Source organism: Gammaproteobacteria bacterium, from assembly GCA_009838035.1.
Taxonomy (GTDB): domain Bacteria; phylum Pseudomonadota; class Gammaproteobacteria; order Steroidobacterales; family Foliamicaceae; genus Foliamicus.
This window is the reverse complement of sequence record VXSK01000023.1, coordinates 75,779-96,937: the sequence shown is the minus strand read 5'-3', so window position 1 is coordinate 96,937 and position 21,159 is coordinate 75,779. Positions and strand designations below refer to the sequence as shown.

General features: G+C 68.0%; 21 protein-coding genes. 20 read left to right on the top strand and 1 reads right to left on the bottom strand.

Annotated features, from left to right (window positions below):
* The first annotated feature begins 90 nt into the window (after positions 1-90).
* The 19 genes from F4Y72_09955 (at position 91) to pmbA (ending at position 19,075) form a co-directional block, all read left to right on the top strand.
* A complete protein-coding gene (locus F4Y72_09955; protein MXZ28612.1) occupies positions 91-357 on the top strand; it encodes a hypothetical protein in 267 nt (88 codons plus the stop codon).
* Between the two features lie 37 nt (positions 358-394).
* A complete protein-coding gene (locus tag F4Y72_09950; GenBank protein MXZ28611.1) occupies positions 395-709 on the top strand; it encodes a 2Fe-2S iron-sulfur cluster binding domain-containing protein in 315 nt (104 codons plus the stop codon).
* 36 nt (positions 710-745) lie between these two features.
* Positions 746-1,897, top strand: coding sequence for an acyl-CoA dehydrogenase (locus F4Y72_09945; protein ID MXZ28610.1), 1,152 nt, complete (start codon positions 746-748; stop codon positions 1,895-1,897).
* A complete protein-coding gene (locus F4Y72_09940; GenBank protein ID MXZ28609.1) occupies positions 1,897-2,688 on the top strand; it encodes a hypothetical protein in 792 nt (263 codons plus the stop codon). The genes F4Y72_09945 and F4Y72_09940 overlap by 1 nt, the downstream gene beginning before the upstream one ends.
* Before the next feature lie 309 nt (positions 2,689-2,997).
* Positions 2,998-5,604, top strand: a complete 2,607-nt coding sequence (locus tag F4Y72_09935) for a leucine--tRNA ligase (GenBank protein ID MXZ28608.1) — start codon at positions 2,998-3,000, stop codon at positions 5,602-5,604.
* Positions 5,605-5,609: 5 nt separating this feature from the next.
* Positions 5,610-6,128 carry a hypothetical protein gene (locus F4Y72_09930; GenBank protein MXZ28607.1) on the top strand — a complete coding sequence of 173 codons (519 nt, stop codon included), beginning with the start codon at positions 5,610-5,612 and terminating at the stop codon, positions 6,126-6,128.
* A complete protein-coding gene (locus F4Y72_09925) occupies positions 6,125-7,507 on the top strand; it encodes a cysteine--tRNA ligase (protein ID MXZ28606.1) in 1,383 nt (460 codons plus the stop codon). The genes F4Y72_09930 and F4Y72_09925 overlap by 4 nt, the downstream gene beginning before the upstream one ends.
* Positions 7,508-7,514: 7 nt before the next feature.
* A complete protein-coding gene (hisI, locus tag F4Y72_09920) occupies positions 7,515-7,985 on the top strand; it encodes a phosphoribosyl-AMP cyclohydrolase (protein ID MXZ28605.1) in 471 nt (156 codons plus the stop codon).
* Between the two features lie 80 nt (positions 7,986-8,065).
* Positions 8,066-8,416 carry a SufE family protein gene (locus tag F4Y72_09915; GenBank protein MXZ28604.1) on the top strand — a complete coding sequence of 117 codons (351 nt, stop codon included), beginning with the start codon at positions 8,066-8,068 and terminating at the stop codon, positions 8,414-8,416.
* Complete coding sequence (yidD, locus tag F4Y72_09910) at positions 8,407-8,655, top strand: membrane protein insertion efficiency factor YidD (GenBank protein MXZ28603.1); 249 nt, start codon at positions 8,407-8,409, stop codon at positions 8,653-8,655. Before F4Y72_09915 ends, yidD begins: the two co-directional genes overlap by 10 nt.
* A gap of 15 nt (positions 8,656-8,670) precedes the next feature.
* Complete coding sequence (locus F4Y72_09905) at positions 8,671-8,928, top strand: hypothetical protein (GenBank protein ID MXZ28602.1); 258 nt, start codon at positions 8,671-8,673, stop codon at positions 8,926-8,928.
* On the top strand, positions 8,919-9,944 hold the full coding sequence (holA, locus tag F4Y72_09900; GenBank protein ID MXZ28601.1) for a DNA polymerase III subunit delta: 1,026 nt from the start codon (positions 8,919-8,921) through the stop codon (positions 9,942-9,944). Before F4Y72_09905 ends, holA begins: the two co-directional genes overlap by 10 nt.
* Positions 9,941-10,600: a nicotinate-nucleotide adenylyltransferase gene (nadD, locus tag F4Y72_09895; protein ID MXZ28600.1), complete on the top strand. Its 660-nt coding sequence runs from the start codon at positions 9,941-9,943 to the stop codon at positions 10,598-10,600. The genes holA and nadD overlap by 4 nt, the downstream gene beginning before the upstream one ends.
* Positions 10,601-10,623: 23 nt before the next feature.
* Positions 10,624-10,956: a ribosome silencing factor gene (gene rsfS / locus F4Y72_09890; protein ID MXZ28599.1), complete on the top strand. Its 333-nt coding sequence runs from the start codon at positions 10,624-10,626 to the stop codon at positions 10,954-10,956.
* A gap of 14 nt (positions 10,957-10,970) precedes the next feature.
* Positions 10,971-14,945: a hypothetical protein gene (locus tag F4Y72_09885; protein MXZ28598.1), complete on the top strand. Its 3,975-nt coding sequence runs from the start codon at positions 10,971-10,973 to the stop codon at positions 14,943-14,945.
* Positions 14,942-15,769: a carbon-nitrogen hydrolase family protein gene (locus F4Y72_09880; GenBank protein MXZ28597.1), complete on the top strand. Its 828-nt coding sequence runs from the start codon at positions 14,942-14,944 to the stop codon at positions 15,767-15,769. The genes F4Y72_09885 and F4Y72_09880 overlap by 4 nt, the downstream gene beginning before the upstream one ends.
* Positions 15,766-17,241 (top strand): metalloprotease TldD, encoded by a 1,476-nt coding sequence (gene tldD / locus F4Y72_09875; GenBank protein ID MXZ28596.1) that lies wholly within the window; start codon positions 15,766-15,768, stop codon positions 17,239-17,241. Before F4Y72_09880 ends, tldD begins: the two co-directional genes overlap by 4 nt.
* Positions 17,242-17,283: 42 nt before the next feature.
* The gene (purE, locus tag F4Y72_09870; protein MXZ28595.1) at positions 17,284-17,769 is read left to right on the top strand and encodes a 5-(carboxyamino)imidazole ribonucleotide mutase; all 486 of its coding nucleotides are present in this window, start codon (positions 17,284-17,286) and stop codon (positions 17,767-17,769) included.
* Positions 17,756-19,075 (top strand): metalloprotease PmbA, encoded by a 1,320-nt coding sequence (gene pmbA / locus F4Y72_09865; GenBank protein MXZ28594.1) that lies wholly within the window; start codon positions 17,756-17,758, stop codon positions 19,073-19,075. Before purE ends, pmbA begins: the two co-directional genes overlap by 14 nt.
* Here the strand turns inward: pmbA and F4Y72_09860 are convergent.
* Positions 19,055-19,717 carry an AhpC/TSA family protein gene (locus F4Y72_09860; GenBank protein ID MXZ28593.1) on the bottom strand — a complete coding sequence of 221 codons (663 nt, stop codon included), beginning with the start codon at positions 19,715-19,717 and terminating at the stop codon, positions 19,055-19,057. The genes pmbA and F4Y72_09860 overlap by 21 nt on opposite strands.
* Positions 19,718-19,824: 107 nt before the next feature.
* On the opposite strand from F4Y72_09860, the gene F4Y72_09855 reads away from it, so the two are divergent.
* Positions 19,825-21,099: a bifunctional tetrahydrofolate synthase/dihydrofolate synthase gene (locus F4Y72_09855; protein MXZ28592.1), complete on the top strand. Its 1,275-nt coding sequence runs from the start codon at positions 19,825-19,827 to the stop codon at positions 21,097-21,099.
* The last annotated feature ends 60 nt before the right edge of the window (positions 21,100-21,159 follow it).

The following is a 21,159-nucleotide window of genomic DNA, read 5'->3' as shown; positions in this document are numbered from 1 at the left end:
AGTGCGGGTAAGCGCATGAGTACCGATAATCTGCTGCCGGACGACTACTTCACCGGCGAAGAAGAGTATCCCGAAGGTTTCCAGGAAGCGATAGACGCCGTCATCAACGGCGGCAACAGGCTGCTGGAATCCAACGACGAGCCGGATGCTTGGGACGTCGCCTCGGGCCTGCTGGCCGGCGCGGTCCATTTCTGGCTGTTTTCGCGCCAGCCCTGCAGCGATCCGCTGTGCGAGTCCTGCGCGTCGGTATCGACCGCAGAGCAGCGGCTGGCCCGCCTCATGGAGGAGGTCAAGCAGCATTGCGAGGAGAGCGAGTACTTCCACACGCCGCTGGACCGTAACGCCGGCACGGCCTGAGCCGGCGCCCGTCAGGGGACAGCAATCTGGATCGGCAATGGCGCGCATTTACGTAACCGACCGGATGGGCGAGTCACTGGTCGTGGAAGGCCAGACCGGCGCCAGCGTCATGGAGACCCTGCGCGAGCTCGACAACGGGGTCGAGGCGCTGTGCGGCGGCATGTGTTCCTGCGCGACCTGCCACAGCTACATCGATTCCGCCTGGCGCGACAGGTTGCCGCCCCGATCGCCGGAAGAGGAAGAGTTGCTGTCGGAACTGGAGTATTTCACAGAGAGTTCGCGCCTGACCTGCCAGCTCAGGTTCTCCGAGGAACTGGACGGCCTTACCCTCACCATCGCTCCCGAAGAATAGGGAGCTTCGCCGGCTTGCGCAGCGTCAACGCGCCATATGCGGGCTGAATTTATTCCGCCGGAATTGCCCGAGGCCGCGGAGGCGCTGCGCGCGGAGGTGCGCGCCTTTCTCGCCGACGCCTTGCGGGACGTGCCGCTGAGCGAACGGGCACTCTCCTGGGACGCCTGCAACCCGGATTTCAGCCGCCGCATGGGCGAGGCCGGTTTCATCGGACTGAGTTTTCCAGAGGAGTACGGCGGAGCCGGACGCTCGCAGCTCGAGCGGTTCGTGGTGCTGGAGGAGTGCCTGGCCGCCGGCGCGCCGACCGGCTTTCACTGGTTCGCCGACCGGCAGAGCGGCCCGCTGATCCTGCGCTACGGCAGCGAGGAACTCAAGCGCAGCATCATTCCGCGCATCTGCCGCGGGGAACTGTGTTTCTGCATCGGCATGAGCGAGCCCGATTCGGGATCGGACCTGGCCTCGCTGCGCACCCGGGCGACGAGGACTTCGTCGGGCTGGCGGGTCAACGGAACGAAGATCTGGACCACCAACGCGCACCGCGCGCACTACATGATCGCTCTGTTTCGCACCGGCGAAGGCCAGCGCCGCAACAAGGGGCTGTCGCAGTTCCTGGTGGATCTGCGCAACACGCCCGGCCTACGCATCGCGCCGATCCGGGACATTGCCGGCCGCGAACATTTCAACGAGGTCCATTTCGAGGGCGCATTGCTGGCCGAAGACGCATTGATCGGGATCGAGAACGAGGGCTGGGCGCAGGTGATCGAGGAACTGGCGCTGGAGCGCTCGGGACCCGAGCGCTATCTCTCCTGCCAGGCCTTGTTCAACGAGCTATTGAGGGTCCTCAAGGAAAGCGAGGCAGGCGACACCGCCGCCGAAGCGATCGGCGGCGTGGTCGCGCAACTGGGCGCGCTTCGCGCCATGTCTCTGTCGGTGGCGGCGATGATTCAGGCCGGGGAGTCTCCCAATCTGGAGGCGGCCATAGTCAAGGACATGGGCACACGCTTCGAGCAGTCGATCCCCTCTCTTGCCCAGGAACTGGTCGATCTGCCCCCGGAGACGTCCGCCGATGCTTTGCCGTACCAGCAGGCGCTCCACCTGATGACAATCCTGGCGCCGTCGTTCTCGCTCCGCGGCGGCAGCGGTGAAATCCTGCGCGGCATCATCGCGCGCGGGCTGGGCTTGCGGTAATGAGCAGCGATTCTCTGCTCCTGGATACGGTGGAACGCCTGTTCTCCGAACTGCTCACGCCTGAATACCTCGCCGGGGCGGAGCGCTCGGGTGCGGGGGAGTTCCTGGCGCTGACGCGCGAGATCGGCCTGGACACCGTACTGGTTGGGCAGGAAGAAGGGGGCTATGGCGGGAGCTGGTCCGATGCCTTCGTCGTCGCCGAGGCATGCGGGCGCTATGCGGCGCCGGGCCACTTGCCGGAGATCATGGTGAAGCGCGGCCTGGGCGAGAGCGCGGAGCAGGCGGAGAAGCGCTCCGGAAGCCTGCCGCTGCCCGCAGGCGCCCTGTTGCGATCGGCGCAGATGGCGGGCGCGGCACGGGCGCTGCTGGAGCGGTCCGTTCAGTACTGCGGAGAACGGGAGCAGTTCGGCCGTCCGGTGGGCAGGTTTCAGGCGGTGCAGCAGCAGCTGGCCGAGTTGGCGGGCGATGTCGCCTGCATGCAGGCGGCATCGCAGCGGGCATTCGCGGAGGTACAGCGCCACGGCATGCCGGCGGGTGAGGACGATCCGGCCTGGCTGGCCGTGGCCATCGCCAAGTGCCGCTGCTCGGAACTCGTGCACCCGGTCACGCAGATCGCGCACGGCGTGCACGGCGCGATCGGGTTTACCGAGGAATTCGGACTGCAGTATTTCAGCCTTCCGCTGTGGCGCTGGCGGGCCGAATACGGCCGCCGTTCGGACTGGGCGCTCGCCATCGGCCGGCGCGCCATTGCCGACGGCCCAAACGCGACCTGGGCGGCCCTGACGCGCTAGACCGTCTGCGCGTTCCTGCTTCCTCGCCCGTCGTTCGCCCCACTCCTCGTTGGAGACGCCATCCCTGGCTCGATTCTCGCTATCCTGCTCCAACGCTCCCACGAGGAGTGGGGCGAACGACGGGCTTTGGCCGGCGCGGTGGACGGGCTGGCGCTGCGCCTTTAGGAGCTTTCAGCCGCCCCTACGTTTGGGAGCGTAAAAGCAGGATAGCGATTCCGAGCCAGGGATGGCGTCTCCCGAACGTAGGGGCGGCTGAAAGCTCCGCGCACCAGCGAAGATGCCTGTCGGCGGCCCGTACAATTCACGGCCATGAGTTCGTATCCGTTCGCCGAAATCGAACCGAAGTGGCAAGCGCGCTGGGAGCGTGACGAAACGTTCAGGACGCCGGCCCGGCCCGATCATTCGCGGCCCAAGGCCTACATCCTCGACATGTTCCCCTATCCCAGCGGCGCCGGCCTGCACGTCGGCCACCCGGAGGGCTACACGGCGACCGATATCGTTGCCCGTTACAAGCGCATGCGCGGATACAACGTCCTTCACCCGATCGGCTGGGACGCCTTCGGCCTGCCGGCCGAGCAGTACGCGGTGCGCACCAACACGCATCCGCGGGTGACCACGCGCCGGAACATCGACCGGTTCCGCACGCAACTGAAATCGCTGGGGTTCTCGTACGACTGGTCGCGCGAGTTGAGCACCGCCGACCCGGACTATTACCGCTGGACGCAGTGGATATTCCTCAAGCTCCACGAGCGCGGTCTCGCCTACCAGGACGAGCAGCCGGTCTGGTGGTGCCCCGAACTCGGCACCACGCTGGCCAACGAGGAAATCGTGGAAGGGGGTTCGGAAGTCGGCGGTTTCGCCTGCGAACGTCGGCCGCTCAGGCAGTGGATGCTCCGGATCACCGATTACGCGGAGCGCCTGCTGGACGGCCTGGACGGCCTGGACTGGCCGGAATCCACGCTGGAGATGCAGCGCAACTGGATCGGCCGCTCGGTGGGCGCGGAGATCGACTTCGAGCTGATCGGGAGCGGCGAAAAGATCCGGGTATTCAGCACCCGCCCCGACACGATCTTCGGCGCCACTTTCCTGGCGCTGTCGCCGGAGCATCCGCTGGTCGAGAATCTCGCGACCCCCGAGCGCATCGACGGGGTGCGGCGCTATTGCCGCGAAGCGGCGCGCAAGAGCCAGCGCGACCGCGCGGCCGACGCGCACGACCGCAACGGCGTGGACACGGGGGCGCGGGCCCGGCATCCGGTCACCGGCGATGAGGTCCCGGTATGGGTGGCCGACTACGTGCTGATGGGCTACGGCACCGGGGCCATCATGGGCGTTCCCGGCGAGGACCAGCGCGACTGGGAGTTCGCCCTCGAGCATTCTCTGAAGGTCGTGCGCACCGTTCAACCGCCGGAGGGCTACGAGGACGCGGCCTTCAGCGGCGAGGGCGTGGCGATCAACAGCGATTTCCTGAACGGCATGCGCATGGAGGAGGCCAAACAGGCCGCGGTGGACTGGCTTAACCGGCGCGGCCGGGGCCGGCCGAGAATCGCATACCGCCTGCGCGACTGGCTGTTCAGCCGCCAGCGCTACTGGGGCGAGCCGTTTCCGGTCGTGTTCGTGGACGGCGTTGCGCGTCCCCTGCCGGAAACCGAACTGCCGCTGACGCTCCCGGACCTGGAGGACTTCCGGCCCAGCGGTTCTCCGGAAGGGCCGCTGGCCAAGGCCGCGGACTGGCTGGAAACGGTCGATCCTTCCAGCGGCAGGCCGGCGCGCCGCGAGACCAACACGATGCCGCAATGGGCGGGCTCGTGCTGGTACTACCTGCGCTTCATCGATCCCCACAATCCGAGCCGCCTCGTGGATCCGGAACTCGAGCGCTACTGGATGCCGGTCGATCTGTACATCGGCGGCGCCGAACACGCCGTGCTGCATCTCCTCTACGCGCGGTTCTGGCACAAGGTGCTGTACGACGCGGGCCTGGTGTCCTGCGACGAACCTTTCCGCAAGGTCGTGCACCAGGGCGTGATTCTCGGCGAGCGCGAATACACCGCCTACAGGGACGATGCCGGCGCGTTGGTCTCGGCCGAACGCGCGCGCCGCGTGAGCGGTTCGCAACCGGCAGCCTACGTGGAGAAGGACAGCGGCGAGGAACTTGAACCCGTGGCCGTCAGTGAGGACGACGTGCTGAAAAGCGGGGAGAATTTTGTCCTGACCGCGGATGCGACCGTGGTCCTCGAATCGCGCGCCCACAAGATGTCCAAGTCGCGCGGCAACGTAGTCAATCCCGACGACGTCCTGAGCCATTGCGGCGCCGACGCATTTCGCCTCTACGAGATGTTCCTGGGGCCGCTGGAGAAGTCCAAGCCCTGGAGCACCCGCGGGGTGGAGGGTCCGCACCGGTTCCTCAACCGGCTGTGGTCGCTGCTCGAGCGCGGGGTGGCCGAAACGGAACCGGACGCCGAGCAGATGCGGCTTCTGCATCGCACCATCGCGAAGGTCACCGAGGACATCCGGACACTGCGGCTCAATACGGCCATCGCCGCGTTGATGGAAATGGTCAACGCAGCCGCGCGCTGGGACGAACTGCCGCGCGGCGTCGCCGAGCCGCTGGTGCTGCTGATCAGCCCCTTCGCGCCGCACATGGGCGAAGAGCTCTGGGAACGACTGGGCCACGCCGAATCGCTGGCCACTGCACCCTGGCCGGAGGCGCGCGAAGAATGGCTCAGGGAGGAGACCGTGGAAATCGCGGTTCAGATCAACGGCAAGCTTCGCGCCAGCATCCGGGTGGCGGCCGGCGCCGAGCGCGCCGACGTGCTCGCCGCTGCTCGCGGCAACGAGCGGGTGGCCGCCCACCTGGCGGAAATACCGATCCTGCGGGAAGTGTATGTGCCGGGCCGGGTCGTGAATTTCGTGGTGTGAATCTCATGTGGGCCTTTCTGCCACGCGGCGCCGCCTTGTGCGCGCTGTCGCTCCTGCTCGCGGCCTGCGGCTTTCAGTTTCAGGGGCCGCTTGAGTTCCCGGCGCTGTCCGGCGGCATCTGGCTGCAAAGCGCGCATGGGTCGACGCCGCTTCGGCGCGCCCTGAACGAGCAATTGCGCCTGGCCGGGGTCGCGGTGCACGGCGAGCCCGGGGAGGACGTTGCAATCCTGCGTCTGCTGGACGACGAGAGCGAAGAGAGCCTTGTGGCGATTTCCGCGAACAATCTGCCCACGGTCACGGAAATCAGCTATCGCGTGCGCTACACGCTCAGGCTCGGCCCGGCGAGGCTGATCGAAGACCGCGAGCGTGAAGTGAACCACACCCGCGTGCAGGACGAGTTCCGGGTGCTGGGAATGGAGCGCGAGACGGAGGTCCTGCGCGACGCCCTGGCCGAGGAACTGGCCTGGCAGATACTCCGCGACCTGGCCACGCTTCCCGCTCCCGCCGTAACCGGCGGGCCATGATCAGCCTCTACAACACCCTGGGCGGCGAGCGCCAGCCCTTTGTTCCCGGCGACGGGGACCGCGTGACCATGTACGTGTGCGGACCGACGGTCTATGGTCCCGCCCACATCGGCAACGCCCGCCCGGCCGTGGTGTTCGACGTGCTGGCGCGCCTTTTGCGCCGCCGCTACAACCTCGTTTACGCCAGCAATATCACGGACGTGGACGACAAGATCAACCAGGCGGCCGCCGAGAAGGGCGTGCCGATCGCGAGGGTCGCGCAGCGTTGGATCCGGACCTGGCGGGAAGACATAGCCGGGCTGGGCGTGCTTGCGCCGGACCGGCAACCTCTCGCGACGGAACACGTGCCGCAAATGATCGGCCTGGTCAAGAGCCTGCTGAAGTCGGGGCATGCCTACGAGGCGGAGGGCCACGTGCTGTTCCGGGTGGGCGCGTATGCCGCTTACGGCGAGCTTTCCGGGCGCAATCGTGACGAGCAGATTGCCGGCGCCCGCGTGGAGGTTGCGCCGTACAAGGAGGATCCGGCCGACTTCGTGCTGTGGAAGCCGTCTTCAGAAGAACTGCCCGGCTGGGAAAGTCCGTGGGGACGCGGGCGCCCCGGCTGGCACCTCGAGTGCTCGGCCATGGCCCGCGAACACCTGGGAGAAACGATCGACATTCACGGAGGGGGCCGGGACCTGATCTTTCCGCACCATGAGAACGAAATCGCGCAGAGCCGCTGTGCGCACGGCGCCCCGCTGGCCCGCTACTGGATGCACAACGGCATGATCCGCATGGGCAAGTCGAAGATGGCCAAGTCCCGGGGAAACATCCTGACAATCCGCGAACTGCGCGGGAAAGTCCCGGGCGAGGTTCTGCGGCTGGCGCTTCTGAGCGCGCGTTACCGGGACCCGCTGGAGTGGAGCGACGAGCTGGTTGCGGCGTCCCGGCAGCGTCTGGACCGCCTGTATCGCGTTCTGCTCGACTGCGCCACTGAAACCCGGGAGGAAGGGCATTCACGCGCAGCGGAGCCGTCGGCGGAATTCGTTCAGGCGCTCGAGGACGACCTCAACACGCCGGCGGCGCTGAGCGTGCTGGCCGCGGAGGCGCGCAAGCTGCGGGCCGGGGCCGTGGAACCGGTCGTGGGGGCGGCTGCGCTCAAGGCCGGCGGCTTTCTTTTGGGCATTCTTCAGACCGATCCCGCGGAGTGGTTTACGGCCGTGGAGAGCGAACCGGAACTCACCGCCGAGGAAATAGAAACGCGTATCGCCGAGCGGGCCGGGGAGCGTGCGGCCGGCGACTATGCCGCGGCCGATCGCATCCGCGATGAGCTCGCCGGACGCGGCGTGATCCTGGAAGACGGTCCGCAAGGCACGACCTGGCGCCGGACGGCGCTATGATTGAGCCATGAGCGAACTGTTTGCGCCCCGGCGGACCGTGGTCCAGGTGGAAGAAAGCGCCGAGCTGGCGCCGAAATTCGACGCCAACGGTCTGATCCCGGCCGTGGTCACGGACCACGGCAGCGGGGAATTGCTGATGCACGCCTACATGAACCGCGAGGCGCTCGAGCTGACCATCGCCACGGGCGAGGCGCACTACTTCAGCCGCAGCCGCAACAAGCTCTGGCGCAAGGGGGAAACCAGCGGTCTGAAGCAGCGGGTGCGCGAACTGCTGATCGACGACGATCAGGACTGCGTATGGCTGCGGGTGGAACTGACCGGCGGCGCGAGCTGCCACGTGGGTTACCGGTCCTGCTTCTATCGCCGGGTGCCGCTGACTTCTGGCGGCGGGCCGGTCGAGCTGGAATTCACCGAGAGCGACAAGGTGTTCGATCCGGAGCAGGTTTACGCCGGGCAGGAAAACCCCACCCGATTGTGAGCGTCGAACCGCCGTCCCCCGGAACTCTGCGGGACGCCCAGGAAGAACTGCTCGAAGAGCTTGGCTTTTTCGACAGCTGGATGGAGCGCTATCAGCACATTATCGAACTGGGCCGCAATGCGCCCGACTTTCCCGACGAGTGGCGGATCGAGGACAATCGCCTGCGCGGCTGCCAGTCCCAGGTGTGGCTGAAGTCCTGGCAGGACGAAGGGCGCCTTTACTTTCTTGCGATCAGCGATTCCGCGATCGTTTCCGGGCTGGCGGCGATCCTGATGCGCGTTTACAGCGGGCGGCGCCCGGCGGAGATCGTGGAGACGCCGCCCGACTTCATCGCCGGGGCCGGCCTGGACCGGCACCTGAGCCCGACCCGCAGCAACGGCCTGCATTCCATGGTGAACGAAATCCGGCAGCGGGCCGTAAAATGTCTCTAGTGTCACTTTTGAAAGCCGGGGCCATTGCGCTGATCCGCGCCTACCAGCTTTGCGTGTCTCCTTTCCTGGGTCCCCGCTGCCGCTTCCAGCCGACCTGTTCCCAATACGCCAGGGAAGCCATCGAAACTCACGGCCTGCCGCGCGGCTTCGGGATGTCCCTGCGCCGCCTGCTGCGCTGCCACCCGCTGGGCCCATCGGGCTGGGACCCGGTGCCGCCCGTCAAGATCGACCGGCCCTAGGGACGGCACACTGACGTGGACGAATCCTTTCTGTCGCTCCTGCGTTGCCCGAGGACCGGCGGCGAACTGCGCCCGGCCGGGGCGGAGGAGCTTGCGGTATACAACAAAGGCGTCGGGGAAGGGAGGTTGAGCAACGCCGCCGGCCGGAAACTCACGCAGGCGATGGAAGGCGCGCTGGTCTCCGAATGCCGCAGCTGGCTCTACCCGGTGCATGAAGGCATTCCGGTGCTGCTGGTCGAGGAAGCTGTCGCGCTCGCCGATACGTGCGCCTGACCCCGAACGAACTGCCGGCCGCCCTAGAGCGAGGGCTGGCGCCCCTGTACCTGCTGTCCGGGGCGGAGCCGCTGTTGCTGGACGAAGCGGTTGACCGGGTCCGGGCCGCCGCGCGCGCCGGCGGCTTTTCCGAACGCTCGCTTCACCTGGCCGACGCTCGTTACAACTGGAGCGAGTTGTACGCCGACGCCTGCAGCCAATCGCTGTTCGCCAGCCGGCGGCTGGTCGAAGTCCGGATGCCGGGCGGCAAGCCGGGCGCCGCCGGCGCGAAAGTGCTCAAGGAACTGTCCGGCTCGGTCCCCGAGGACAATCTGATCATGGTGGTTGCCGGAGCGCTCGACCGCAACGCCCGAAGAAGCGCCTGGGTGGGGGCGCTGGAGAAGGCCGGGACCTGGGTCGATGCGCCGCTGCTGTCCGCCCGCGAGCAGCGCGGCTGGATCAGCGAACGTTTGGCCGGCGAGGGTTTCCAGCCCGACGAAGCGGCCGTCACGCTGCTGGCCGAGCGCACCGAGGGCAACCTGCTGTCCGCCCGGCAGCAAATCGACAAGCTGGCGCTCGCCCACGATCCCGGACCGCTGTCCGTGGACGCGGTCATGGAGGCCATCGCGGACGCCAGCCGGTTCGACGTATTTCAGCTCGGCTCGGCCGCCCTGGGCCAGGACCTGCGGCGGACAGCGCGCATTCTCGCCGGGCTAAGGCGCGAACGTGCGCCTCTGACCCTGATTCTCTGGGTCCTCGTTCGCGACATCACGACACTGGCGGACCTGTACTGGCGAACGGCGCGGGGCGACAGCCTGCCCTCGGCCATGGGTGCGCTCAGGGTATGGTCGAGCCGCAAGGCCGAGTTCCGCTCGGCGCTGAAGCGCCACGGCGCCCGTTCCATCCGCCGGTTGCTCGTTCGCTCCGCGCGGGCCGACCAGGTCATCAAGGGCGCCCGGCCGGGAGAGCCGTGGACGGAACTTCAGCTTCTGGCCTTCGGCCTGGCGGAGCCTCATCGCATGGGCGCGGAGCAATGAGCGAGCGGCGGGACACGGCGCTGGGACTGCTGGGCGGCAGTTTCGACCCGGTGCACAGGGGGCATGTCGCCCTTGCGCGCCGGCTGGCCGATGCGGCGAGGCTGTCCGAGGTGCGATTCGTGATCGCCGCCACCCCGCCGCACCGCACCGCCCTGGTGGCCTCCGCGCCGCTCAGGCTGCGGATGCTCAAGGCGGCGCTGGAGGGCATACCCGGTTTCTCGGTGGAAGAGTGCGAACTGGGTCCTTCCGCCACTGGCTATACGGTGGACACTCTCGAGTTCCTGAAGCGCGCGAACCCCGGGCGCACGCTCTGCTGGATGATGGGGTTCGATTCCTTCCTTACGCTGCCGACCTGGCGCCGCTGGAGGTCGATTTTCGACCTGGCGCACGTACTGGTCGGAGCGCGCGCCGGCCATCAGGCACCGCTGCCCGCGGCCCTCAAGGCGGAAATCGAGTCGCGTTCGATTGCGGACCATCGGGAGCTGAGGGCATCGGAAGCCGGCCGCATCATGATTTGCCGCAAGCCGGTGGCGGCGGTTTCTTCCAGCCGGGTGCGCAGCGCGGCACGGTCGGGGGAGCTTGCGCAGGACCTGATACCGGCCCGTGTCGCGCGAATCATCTCGGATTCCGGCGCCTACGCCGGAGGTGAGAATTGAGCGCCCGTTCCATCGTGCCGGACATGGCCCTGGTGCGTCTGGCCGAAGGCATCCTGGACGAATTGCAGGCCTCCGAAGTGCGCCTGCTCGACGTGCGCTCGCAAACGGGGATGACCGATTTCATGCTGATCGCGACCGGCCGTAACGCGCGTCACATCCGGGCCCTGGCCGATCGCCTGACCGAACGAAGCAAGAAGGCCGGGCACCGCGTCCTGGGCGTGGAAGGCCTGCAATGGGGCGAATGGGTGCTGATCGATCTGGGCGACCTGGTGGTCCACCTCATGCGGCAGGAAACGCGGGACTTCTACAAGCTGGAGGACTTGTGGGAGTTTGACAGCGCCGCCGCGGGAACCTGACGGTCCGGCGGCATATGCCCGTCGCGTTGAAGAAGGCCCTGCGCTGGCTGGTCGGCGCCGTATGCGTGGCGTTGCTCGTGGTGGCCCTGCTGCTGGGCGTGCTGCGCGTGCTCATGCCCCTCGCGCCGAGGTTTCAGGAGGAGATCGCCGAGTGGACCAGCGACGCGCTGGGCTATCCGGTGGAGTTCGCCCGGATCGAACCGTCCTGGGGCTTTGCCGGACCCGAATTTCGTCTTCGCGGCGTGCGGGTCATGTCCGAGCGCGGCGGCGGACCGTTGTTGCTGGCCGACGAAATCCTGGTGGGCATCAATCTCCTGACGCTCCTGCCAGGATCGGGCCTCAACCTGGACCGCATGTCGATCGTCGGCGCCAGGCTGTCGCTCCGGCGGCTGGGCCCGGACACCTTCTCCGTGCAGGGGCGCGACCCCGCCTACTATCCGGGCGGCCCGGCGCGTCTGCTGGCTTTTGTTCCGCCCGAGCTGCAATTGCGCGACGTCTGGATCGATTTCGAGGAACCGGCGCGGAACGTGCGCGAAAACGTATGGCTTGAGCGGTTGTCGGTGACCACGGCGGATGGCCGCATCGTGCTGGACGGACGCCTGGTCCCGCCGGACCAATACGGCGAATGGCTGAGCGTTGGGGCGGACATCGAGCTGGCGCAATGGACCCGCGCCTTTCTGCCCGCCGGGCGCTGGCGGCTGCACCTGGAGGGCCGGTCCGTGAATCTCGCGAAAGTACGGGAACTGCTTACCGAAGCGGCCGGCCTGCCGTTGATCGGCTCCGGCGATTTCAACGTTTTCGTGGACCTCGACGGCGCCGAAATCGAACAGCTTTTCGGCGAACTCGACTTTGCGGACCTGTGGGTCGCGGGCGGCCCGAGCGACCACGTTTTTGACCGCCTTGCGGGTCAGTTCGAATGGCATCGGGAGGGAAACGTCGCGGAGTTGACCGCCGCGCGGCTTGAGGCGGCGCGAAACGGCGAGGACTGGCGGGATACCGAGATCAGCGCAAGCTGGACGCTGGGCCCCGGCGGAGAACTCGCCGCACTGCAACTGGAGGCCGGCTTTGTGCGTCTTGAAGACGCGATTCCGCCACTGCTCGGAATTGCGCGTGAGCTGGGAGTGTCTCCGGCGCTGCTGCCGGTTGCCGGCGACGTCAGCGATCTGAGCCTGAGCTGGGAGTCCGGAGGATCGTTTCCGCCGGAAATCCGCGCCGGGTTTTCCGGGTTGTCGCTTCAGTGGCCGGAGCGGGGCCTGACGCTGGCGGGAATTGACGGCAGCCTGCGGCACGAATCCGGCGCCGGCAATGCCGATCTCTCGATCCCCGGCGCCGGCGATTTCGCCGCGTCCTGGCTGGACGGGCCGGTAAGTCTCACCGGGGCGCAGGCGGAATTGAGCTGGCGGACCGGGCCGGACAACTGGTCGATCGAAGGCAACAATCTCAGAATCGGCGCCGACGGGATGGACTTCGCCGGCCGTTTCTCCCTGTCCCTGCCCGAAGGCGGCAGCTCTCCGGTGCTCGACCTGAGCGGCGGCGGCGATCGCATCGAGGACCTGCCGGCCGCGCTCGCGCTTCTGCCCTGGCAAAACACGCGCGGACTACCGTTCGGTTGGCTGGGCCGGGCCCTTCATGCCGGCCGGGCCGACGGCTGGAACATGCAGCTCGGCGGACCGCTCGATTCATTTCCGTTCGGCGGCGCGGTCCTGCGGGTGGAGATGGCCATTGCCGACGGTGTGCTGACGGTGCACGAGGCGTGGCCCGACGTAACGGACCTGTCGGGCAAGCTGGTGCTGAACGGATCCGCCCTGGTCATTCTCGACTCGGCGGGCGAGCTGGCGGGCGTGCGCTGGCGCGACGTGCGCACCGATGTCCGCGACCTGGCCAGTCCGGTCGTGGAGGTGAATGGCGAAAGCGACGATCCCTTGCCGGCGCTGATCGACGGTCTGGCGCGCATTCCGATGGCCGATCGAATTCATCCCATGCTGCTCAATGCCGAGACCTCAGGCGCGGCCGGAACCCGCGTGGAGTTCAGGCTGCCCATCGCGGACAGGAGCGCCTGGGAAATTTTCACCGAGACCGAACTCGGCGGCGGAGAAATGAAGCTGAACGACCTGATACCCGCGGTCACCAACCTGAGGGGCAGCATTCGCTTTACCCGCGCCGGAGTGCGCGTGCGCGAGTTGCAGGGACGGTTTCTCGATCAGCCGCTGCTGATCGACGTGAACAGGGCCCCCGCCGGAATGGCCGGCTACGGGTATCGGCTGGACCTGGACGGTTCGGCGACCGCGGAAACGCTGGAGGAACTGTTTGGCTGCTGTGCGCTGGACCGGCTCGACGGACAGTTCGCGTGGGACGGCAGCGTACTGGTGCCCGCGATGGAAGCGGGTCCGGCGCGTCCCGTGCGGGTGCGCCTGGAGACCGACCTGGTCGGACTGGGCAGTGCCTTTCCGTACCCAATGAACAAGCCGGCGGATGAGGCCGGGCCCACGCGGCTGGAACTGCTGTGGGGGTCCGGGGACCTGCCGCGCCTGACGGGCAGGCTGGGACTGGGGCCGGGCGTCGCCCTGGAGTTCGACGACGATGGCGACGGATGGCGGATCAGGCGCGGGCGCCTGCACTTCGGCGATTCCCTGCCGCGCCTGCCGGAAAGTCCGGGACTTGTCGTGGACGGGCGCGTCAAACGGCTGCGTCCCGCTAAATGGGCCGAGGTACTGGCGGACGAAGCCGATTCGCTTGACCTGCCATGGGCGCTGGACCTGACCGCGGGCGAGGTCTATACGATGGGCAACACCCTCAGGGACCAGTCGCTCCGCGTGCGTCCCCGCTCGGACGGATGGCTGGTGGAGCTTCAGGGCGATTTCGCCGACGGGCGCCTGTTCTGGCCGCGCGCGGGGGCCGGGAACGGGCAGTTGCTGGCGGACCTGAACCGGCTGAAGCTGACGCTACGGGACCCGGAGCCGCAACCACCGGCGAACCCGCGCGCCCTGCCGGCCGGCAAGGTCATGTTGAGCGATCTTGTGATCGGACCGATGCGACTGGGGGACGTGCGGGCCCGTTACGAGAAGACAGCGGGCGGACTGGCCGTGAACTGGTTTCGAACCGAGTCGGCGGCCTTCTCGTCCGAGGGAAGCGCGGCCTGGCTGGTCACGGACGATGAAGGTGCGGAGCAACTGGGGCGGCTCGACATGGTCCTTGAGAGTACCGACGTCGCCGCGGCCCTGGAACAGTTGGGCTACGCGCCCGGCATCTCCGGCGACCGGGGCCGGATGACCCTTTCCGCGAGCTGGGACGGGCCGCCTTCGAGGGGCTTTCTCGGACGGTCCAACGGAACGGTCCGCCTGGAGGCGGAGTTGGGCGAAGTGGCGGCCCTGGACCCCGGCGGCGGGCGGATGCTGGGCGTGCTCAGCCTGGCGCGCCTGCCGCGGCGCCTGGCGCTGGATTTCCGCGAAGTGACGGAGGAGGGACTGCCCTTCGACCGGCTGGCGGGCGATTTCAGCCTTCGCGAGGGTCAGGCTTACACCTGCAATATGGGCCTGCACGGAGCGGTGGCCGAACTCGCGCTGTTTGGGCGGATCGGACTCGAGGATCGCAGTTACGACCAGGTTGCCGTAGTATCCCCCAATCTGCCGGATTTACTTTCGCTGGGCGGCGTTATAGTCGGCGGGACCGGCCTGGGCGCAACGATGCTGTTGCTCTCGCAGGCCTTCCGCGAACCCCTGCAGGCGATCTCGGCCAACTATTACCGGGTCGGCGGCAGCTGGGACGAGCCGCTGGTGGAGCGGGTGCTGCGTGAAGAAATTGACCTGGGCGCGTTTGACGATTGCGCCCGCTATCTGGAGGAGCATTTGACCGATATGCCTGAAGTGGATTGGGATGCGCTGCTGAGTCAGGCGCAGGAGGAAGCGCTGCCGCGGCAGGCGGGCGACTCGGACAGCCCGGACCTCGCCCCCGGCGAGCCGGCGGCGGATTCCGGCCCGGGTGCGCCATGAGCAAGGTTGCGGTCATACAGATGTGCTCGGGCGACGAGCCCGGCGCCAACCTCAAGCGCGCCGCGGCTTTGCTTCGCCGGGCGGCCGACCAGGGTGCGGCGCTGGCCGTGCTGCCGGAGAACTTCGCCCTGATGTCCAGGGACGCCGAGCGCATGCGCACCGAGCATGCCGAGGACCCGGGGGACGGGCCCTGGCAGGAATTTGCGGCCGAGCAGGCCCAAAGGCTGGGAATGTGGATCGTCGCGGGGACCATTCCCATGCGCGCGGAGGACCCGCGCCGTCCTGCATCGGCCTGCTGCCTGTTCGACGGTTCCGGAACCCTGGCGGCGCGCTACGACAAGATGCACTTGTTCGACGTGTCCCTGCCCGGGCGCAAGGAGTCCTTCCGCGAATCCGCGACGACCACGGCGGGCAGCGAGCCGGTCGTGGCGGAAACGCCGTTCGGCCGGCTGGGGCTGGCGGTGTGCTACGACCTGCGCTTCCCGGAGCTGTTTCGCGCCATGGGCGAGCAGGGCGCCGAGATGGTTGCGCTACCGGCCGCCTTTACCCGTCCGACGGGAGAAGCGCATTGGTATCTGCTGGTTCGCGCCCGCGCCGTCGAGAACCTTTGTTACATGCTGGCATCGGCGCAGCATGGAAGCCATCCCGGTGGGCGCGAGAGCTACGGACACTCGATGCTGGTCGAGCCCTGGGGGCAGGTCGTGGCGGAATGCAAGCAGGGCGACGGCGTGCTCTGCCATGACGTGGCGCTGGACAATCTCGACCGGCTGCGCAGCGGCTTTCCTGCGCTCGATCATCGCAGGCTGCCGTCGGGCGTGACATGAACAAGTCTCCGGACCCTTCCACCTTCGAGGTTCAGCAGCAGGCGCTGGCGCTGGCCCGCGGCAGCCTGCTGGAGTCGGCGGATCTCGGCGACCCTCAGCTCGACCGGGCCCTGGGCGCGCTGATGCGGCCCGGCGTGGACTGGGGCGATTTGTATTTCTCGGAGTATTCAGGCGAATCCTGGGTGCTGGAAGACGGCATCGTCAAGACCGCCAGCCACGACCGCGGGCGCGGCATGAGCGCCCGCGCCGTGAGCGGCGAAAAGTCCGGCTTCGCCTATTCCGACGACCTGGACCCCTCCACCCTGTTGAGCGCCGCCAAAACGGCCGGCGCCATTGCCCGCGGCGGCGGCCGGGGCCGGATCGAGTTGCGCCGCGAAGGCGCAAGCCGCCGTCTCTACGCGGCCGGCGATCCCGGCGACGGTTATTCCGATACGTCCAAGGTGGAACTGCTGCACGCCCTGGACCGCGAGGCCCGCGCCGCGGACACGCGGGTGCGCCAGGTGATCGCCAGCCTGTCCATTGCCCGCAACCTGGTGCTGGTCTGCTCGTCCGACGGCCGGCTGGCGGCCGACGATCGCCCGCTGGTGCGGCTGGGCGTGACGGTATTGCTGGAGCAGAACGGAGAAGTCCGCCACGGCGTTGCCGGCTGGGGCGGGCGTCTGCCTTTGGCCGATCTCGTAGCGGCCGATTCCGCGGGGGAATACGCGCGCGAGGCCGTGCGCCAGGCCGTGGTGAACCTGGACGCGCAGCCAGCACCCGCCGGCGAGGAAATCGTGGTGCTGGGACCGGGCTGGCCGGGCGTGCTCCTGCATGAAGCGGTCGGCCACGGCCTGGAGGGCGACTTCAACCGCAAGGGGGTGTCCGCCTTTGCCGGGCGCATCGGGGAAGCGGTCGCCACGGACCAGTGCACGGTGGTGGACGACGGCAGCATGCCGGGCCGGCGCGGGTCGCTGGAGATCGACGACGAGGGCACGCCCACCGGCCGCACGGTGCTGATCGAGAACGGCGTGCTGGCGGGCTACATGCAGGACCGCCTGAATGCCGGCCTGATGGGCGTCGGGCCCACCGGCAACGGCCGCCGCGAGTCATACGCGCACCTGCCGATGCCGCGCATGACCAACACTTTCATGATGCCGGGTCCGCACGATCCCGAAGAGATCATCCGGTCGGTGAAAAAGGGCGTATATGCAAAGAACTTCGGCGGCGGGCAGGTGGACATCACGTCCGGAAAGTTCGTTTTTTCCGCGAGCGAGGCCTACCGGATCGAGGACGGCAGGCTGGGCGCGCCGCTGCGCGATGCAACGCTGATCGGCGACGGCCCCACGGTGCTGACGCGCGTGTCCATGGTCGGCAGCGACCTGGCGCTGGATCCCGGCGTGGGCGTTTGCGGCAAGGACGGGCAGACCGTGCCCGTGGGCGTCGGCATGCCCACCATCCGCGTGGACGGCATCACCGTCGGCGGCACCGCGTGACCCCCACGCACCAATGAATTTCAAACCACCAGGAAACCATAAATGACACAAGTAGCCATTCTCATGGGCTCGCGTTCGGACTGGAAAATCATGGAGAACGCGGCCAATACGCTGGATTCGCTGGGCATAGGCTGGGAAGCGCGGGCGCTTTCGGCCCACCGCGCCCCCCGCGAGCTTGCCGAGTACTGCGAGCAGGCCGAGGAGCGCGGGATCAGGGTGGTCATCGCCGGCGCCGGCCTGGCCGCGGCCCTTCCGGGCACGGTGGCGGCGCTCACTTCGCTGCCGGTGCTCGGCGTTCCGATGGCGACCGCCGCCTTCGGGGGCGCCGACGCCATGCTGTCCATGGCCCAGATGCCGGCCGGCGTGCCGGTGGGAACGCTGGGAGTCGGCCGGCACGGCGCCGTGAATGCCGCCCTGATGGCGACCGCCATCCTGGCCCTGGGCGACGCCGACGTGCGCGACGCGCTCAAGGCTTTTCGGGCCGCCCAGACGGCGGAAGCGGTCCGGGGCGCCGATGTCACCCAATGAACTCAGCGCGCGGGTGGCCGATGCCCTGAGCTACGCGCGCAAGCGGGGCGCCAGCCAGGCGGAAGCCTCGGCCTCCAACAACACGGGACTGACCCTGCGCGTGCGGATGCGCGAGGTCGAAACGCTGGAAAGCCACCAGGACCATTCGCTGGGCGTGACCGTGTACCGGGGGCAGCGGCGCGGCTCCGCCAGCACGTCGGACCTGTCCTCCGGGGCCGTTCGGAAAACCGTCGACAAGGCCCTGAGCCTGGCCCGGTTTGCGGCTGAGGACGAATACGCAGGCCTTGCCGACGCGGATCGCATGGCCACGGAGTTCCCGGACCTCGATCTGCACCATCCCTGGGACCTGGAGGCGGAGCAGGCCATGGACCTGGCGCTGGAATGCGAAGCCGCAGCGCTGGACGCGGACCCGCGCATCAGCAACTCGGAGGGCGCCGGCGTCGATACCGGCGAATCCGCCTTCGCTTACGGCAACTCGCACGGGTTTCTGCAAAGCGGCCGGTCGAGCAGCCACTCAGTGTCCTGTGTCGTGCTTGGCGAGCAGGACGGGCAGATGGAGCGCGACTACGATTTCAGCGTGGCCCGGGCGCCGGAGGAACTGACTCCGGTGAAGGAAGTGGGGGAGAGCGCCGCCGAACGGACGATCAGGCGCCTGGGCGCGCGCAAGACCGCGAGCACCAGGGCGCCGGTGCTGTTCGCGCCGCGCGTCGCGCGGAGCCTGGTCGGACACTTCTGCGCGGCGGTCAGCGGCCGGGCGCTGTACAACCGCGCCAGCTTCCTGCTCGACAGCCTGGACAAGCCGGTTTTCGCCGACTGCGTCAACCTGAACGAACGCCCGCATATCCCGCGCGGACTGGCCAGCCGGGCCTACGACGGCGAGGGCGTGGCGACCGCCGACCGCGACCTGGTGTGCGGCGGCGTCCTGAAGGGCTACTTCCTGGGCAGCTACTCGGCGCGCAAGCTCGGCATGGCAACCACCGGGAATGCCGGCGGCGCGCATAACCTCTTTCTCGAAAGCACCGGTCAGTCCTGGGAGGAACTGCTGGCGGAAATGGGCGAGGGCCTGGTCGTGACCGAAATGATGGGGCAGGGCGCCAACACCGTCACCGGCGACTATTCGCGCGGCGCGGCCGGATACTGGGTGCGCGACGGCGCGGTCGAGCACGCCGTCCACGAAATCACCGTGGCCGGCAACCTGAAGGACATGTTCCGCAACATCGCCGCCATCGGTTCCGACGTGGACCGGCGCGGCGGCATCTACACCGGTTCGATTCTCATCGACGACCTAAGCATCGCCGGCGCCTGAACCGCCTTCCAGCAAGTTGTCCACGGCGGCGCGGAGTTCGTCGTTGCCGAGTCGCTGGGTGTAGTCGGGCTCGGAGTGCGCGAAGCGGATCACGCCGTCGGCGTCGATGACGTACACGGCGGGCACCGGCAGGGCGTGGTGGGTCTCGCCGGAGGCCTCTTCGAGATCGATGTCGAATTTCTTTGCCCGCTGGTAGTAATCGTCGGACACGCGGAAGGCGAGGCCGAAAGCTTCGGCGGCGCCCAGCCTGGCGTCCGACAGGAGCGTGTAGTCCAGGCTCTCGGCGTCGCCGTGCAGCGCCGAGGCCAGGTTGGCGGGGCTGTCCGCGCTCAGGAAATAGACGTCCATGCCGCGTTGCTCAAGCTCGGGTACCACATGGCGAAGTTCGGCGAGGTGCCGATTGCAGTAGGGGCACCAGCCGCCGCGGTAGAAGATCAGCATGGCCGGGCGGTCCAGCGACGAGGGTTCGAAGACGAAGTCGCTGCCGTCGGCGTTTTGGGCGGTAAAGGCCGGCGACTCGCCGCCGGCCGACAGGGGTTGCGTTTCTTCGGCGCTGGCGGCGATCTCGGCGTGCGATGGGGGCACGGCTAACGCGGCGGCGATGGAAACGATGGCGAGAATGGGAAAGGCTGTCTTGCGCATGGTCTGACTCCGGAAAAGTGCGCGAATTGTAATGCGCTGTTTGCCCGGCCAGCGGTGAGGGCGGGACGCCCTCGTTCCAAGGGTGGCGGCCACTACAATTCGGCGGCATGACCGGCAGTCCCAAGCATCTGGATGAATGGCTGCGCCATGCGGCGCGGCTACACCCCAGCGAGATCGACCTGGGGCTCGAGCGGATCGCTGAAGTGATCGGCAAGCTGGATCTGAAACCGCCTCCAGGCCGCGTGGTGATCGTGGGGGGCACCAATGGCAAGGGCAGCACCGCGGCGCTGATCGACGCGGCGCTACGCCTGAGGGGAGGGCTGCGCACTGCGCTGTATCTCTCGCCTTACCTGCAGGAATTCGGGGAGCGGGTGCAGATCGGCGGCGCGCACGCCGACCCGGTGGGCCTCAGCCGCGAATTCGAGCGGGTGGAAGCGGCGCGCGGCAATGTCCGGCTCACCGAGTTCGAATTCGTCACGCTGGCGGCCTTCAGCCTGTTCAGCCGGAAGGGCTGCGAGGCCTGGGTGCTGGAGGTGGGGCTGGGCGGAAGGCTGGACGCGGTGAACGCGATCGACCCGGACGTGAGCGTGATCACGCGGATCGCCATGGATCACCAGGACTGGCTGGGCGACACGCTGGATTCGGTGGCGGCCGAAAAGGCGGGGATCCTGCGCGCCGGGCGCCCGGCGTTTTACGGAGCGGGGGTCGCGCCGGCGCCCATCGCCGCGCGCGCGGCGGAACTTGGGGCGCCGCTATACCAGGCAGGCGTGGATTTCGACTTCGAGCGGCATGGCGAGCGCTGGGACTGGCGCGGCCGGACCGGCCGCCGCAACGGCCTGGCGATTGCCCATCCCGCCAATGCGGCGGAACTGCCGAACGCCAGCCTGGCGTTTGCGGTGCTGGAAACCCTCGATTCGGATTGGGTGCCCGAAGTCGGCGATTATTCGGCAATCCTGACGGCCGGCCGCTTGCCGGGGCGGTTCGAGCGCATGGAGTTCGCCGGCGCGGAGTGGGTACTGGACGTGGCGCACAATCCCGATGCCGGCGCGTGCCTGGCGAAGAGCCTCAATGCCCTGCCGCCGCGCCCGACAATCTGGGTGCTGGGCATGCACGGCGACAAGGATGTCGCCGGGTTTTTACGGGCTCTGCCGCTCCGGAAACGCGATCACGTGATTGTTGCGCCGGCTGAAAACCCCAAGGCCTGTTCCGCGGAAGTCCTGGCCCAGGCACTGAGCGCGCGCCGGCACGCTTACGTTGCCCAGTGCGATTCCGTGGTTGCAGCTTGCGAACGGGCCGCACAGGCGGCGACCGGAGAAACCCGCGTGGTTGTGACCGGTTCGTTCAATACCGCGGGCCCGGCGCGAAAATGGCTGCATCAGTGAAATCGTCGAATGGTCGAATTCGCGGCAAACCGACACAAAAAACCGCATGTCCGGTTATCC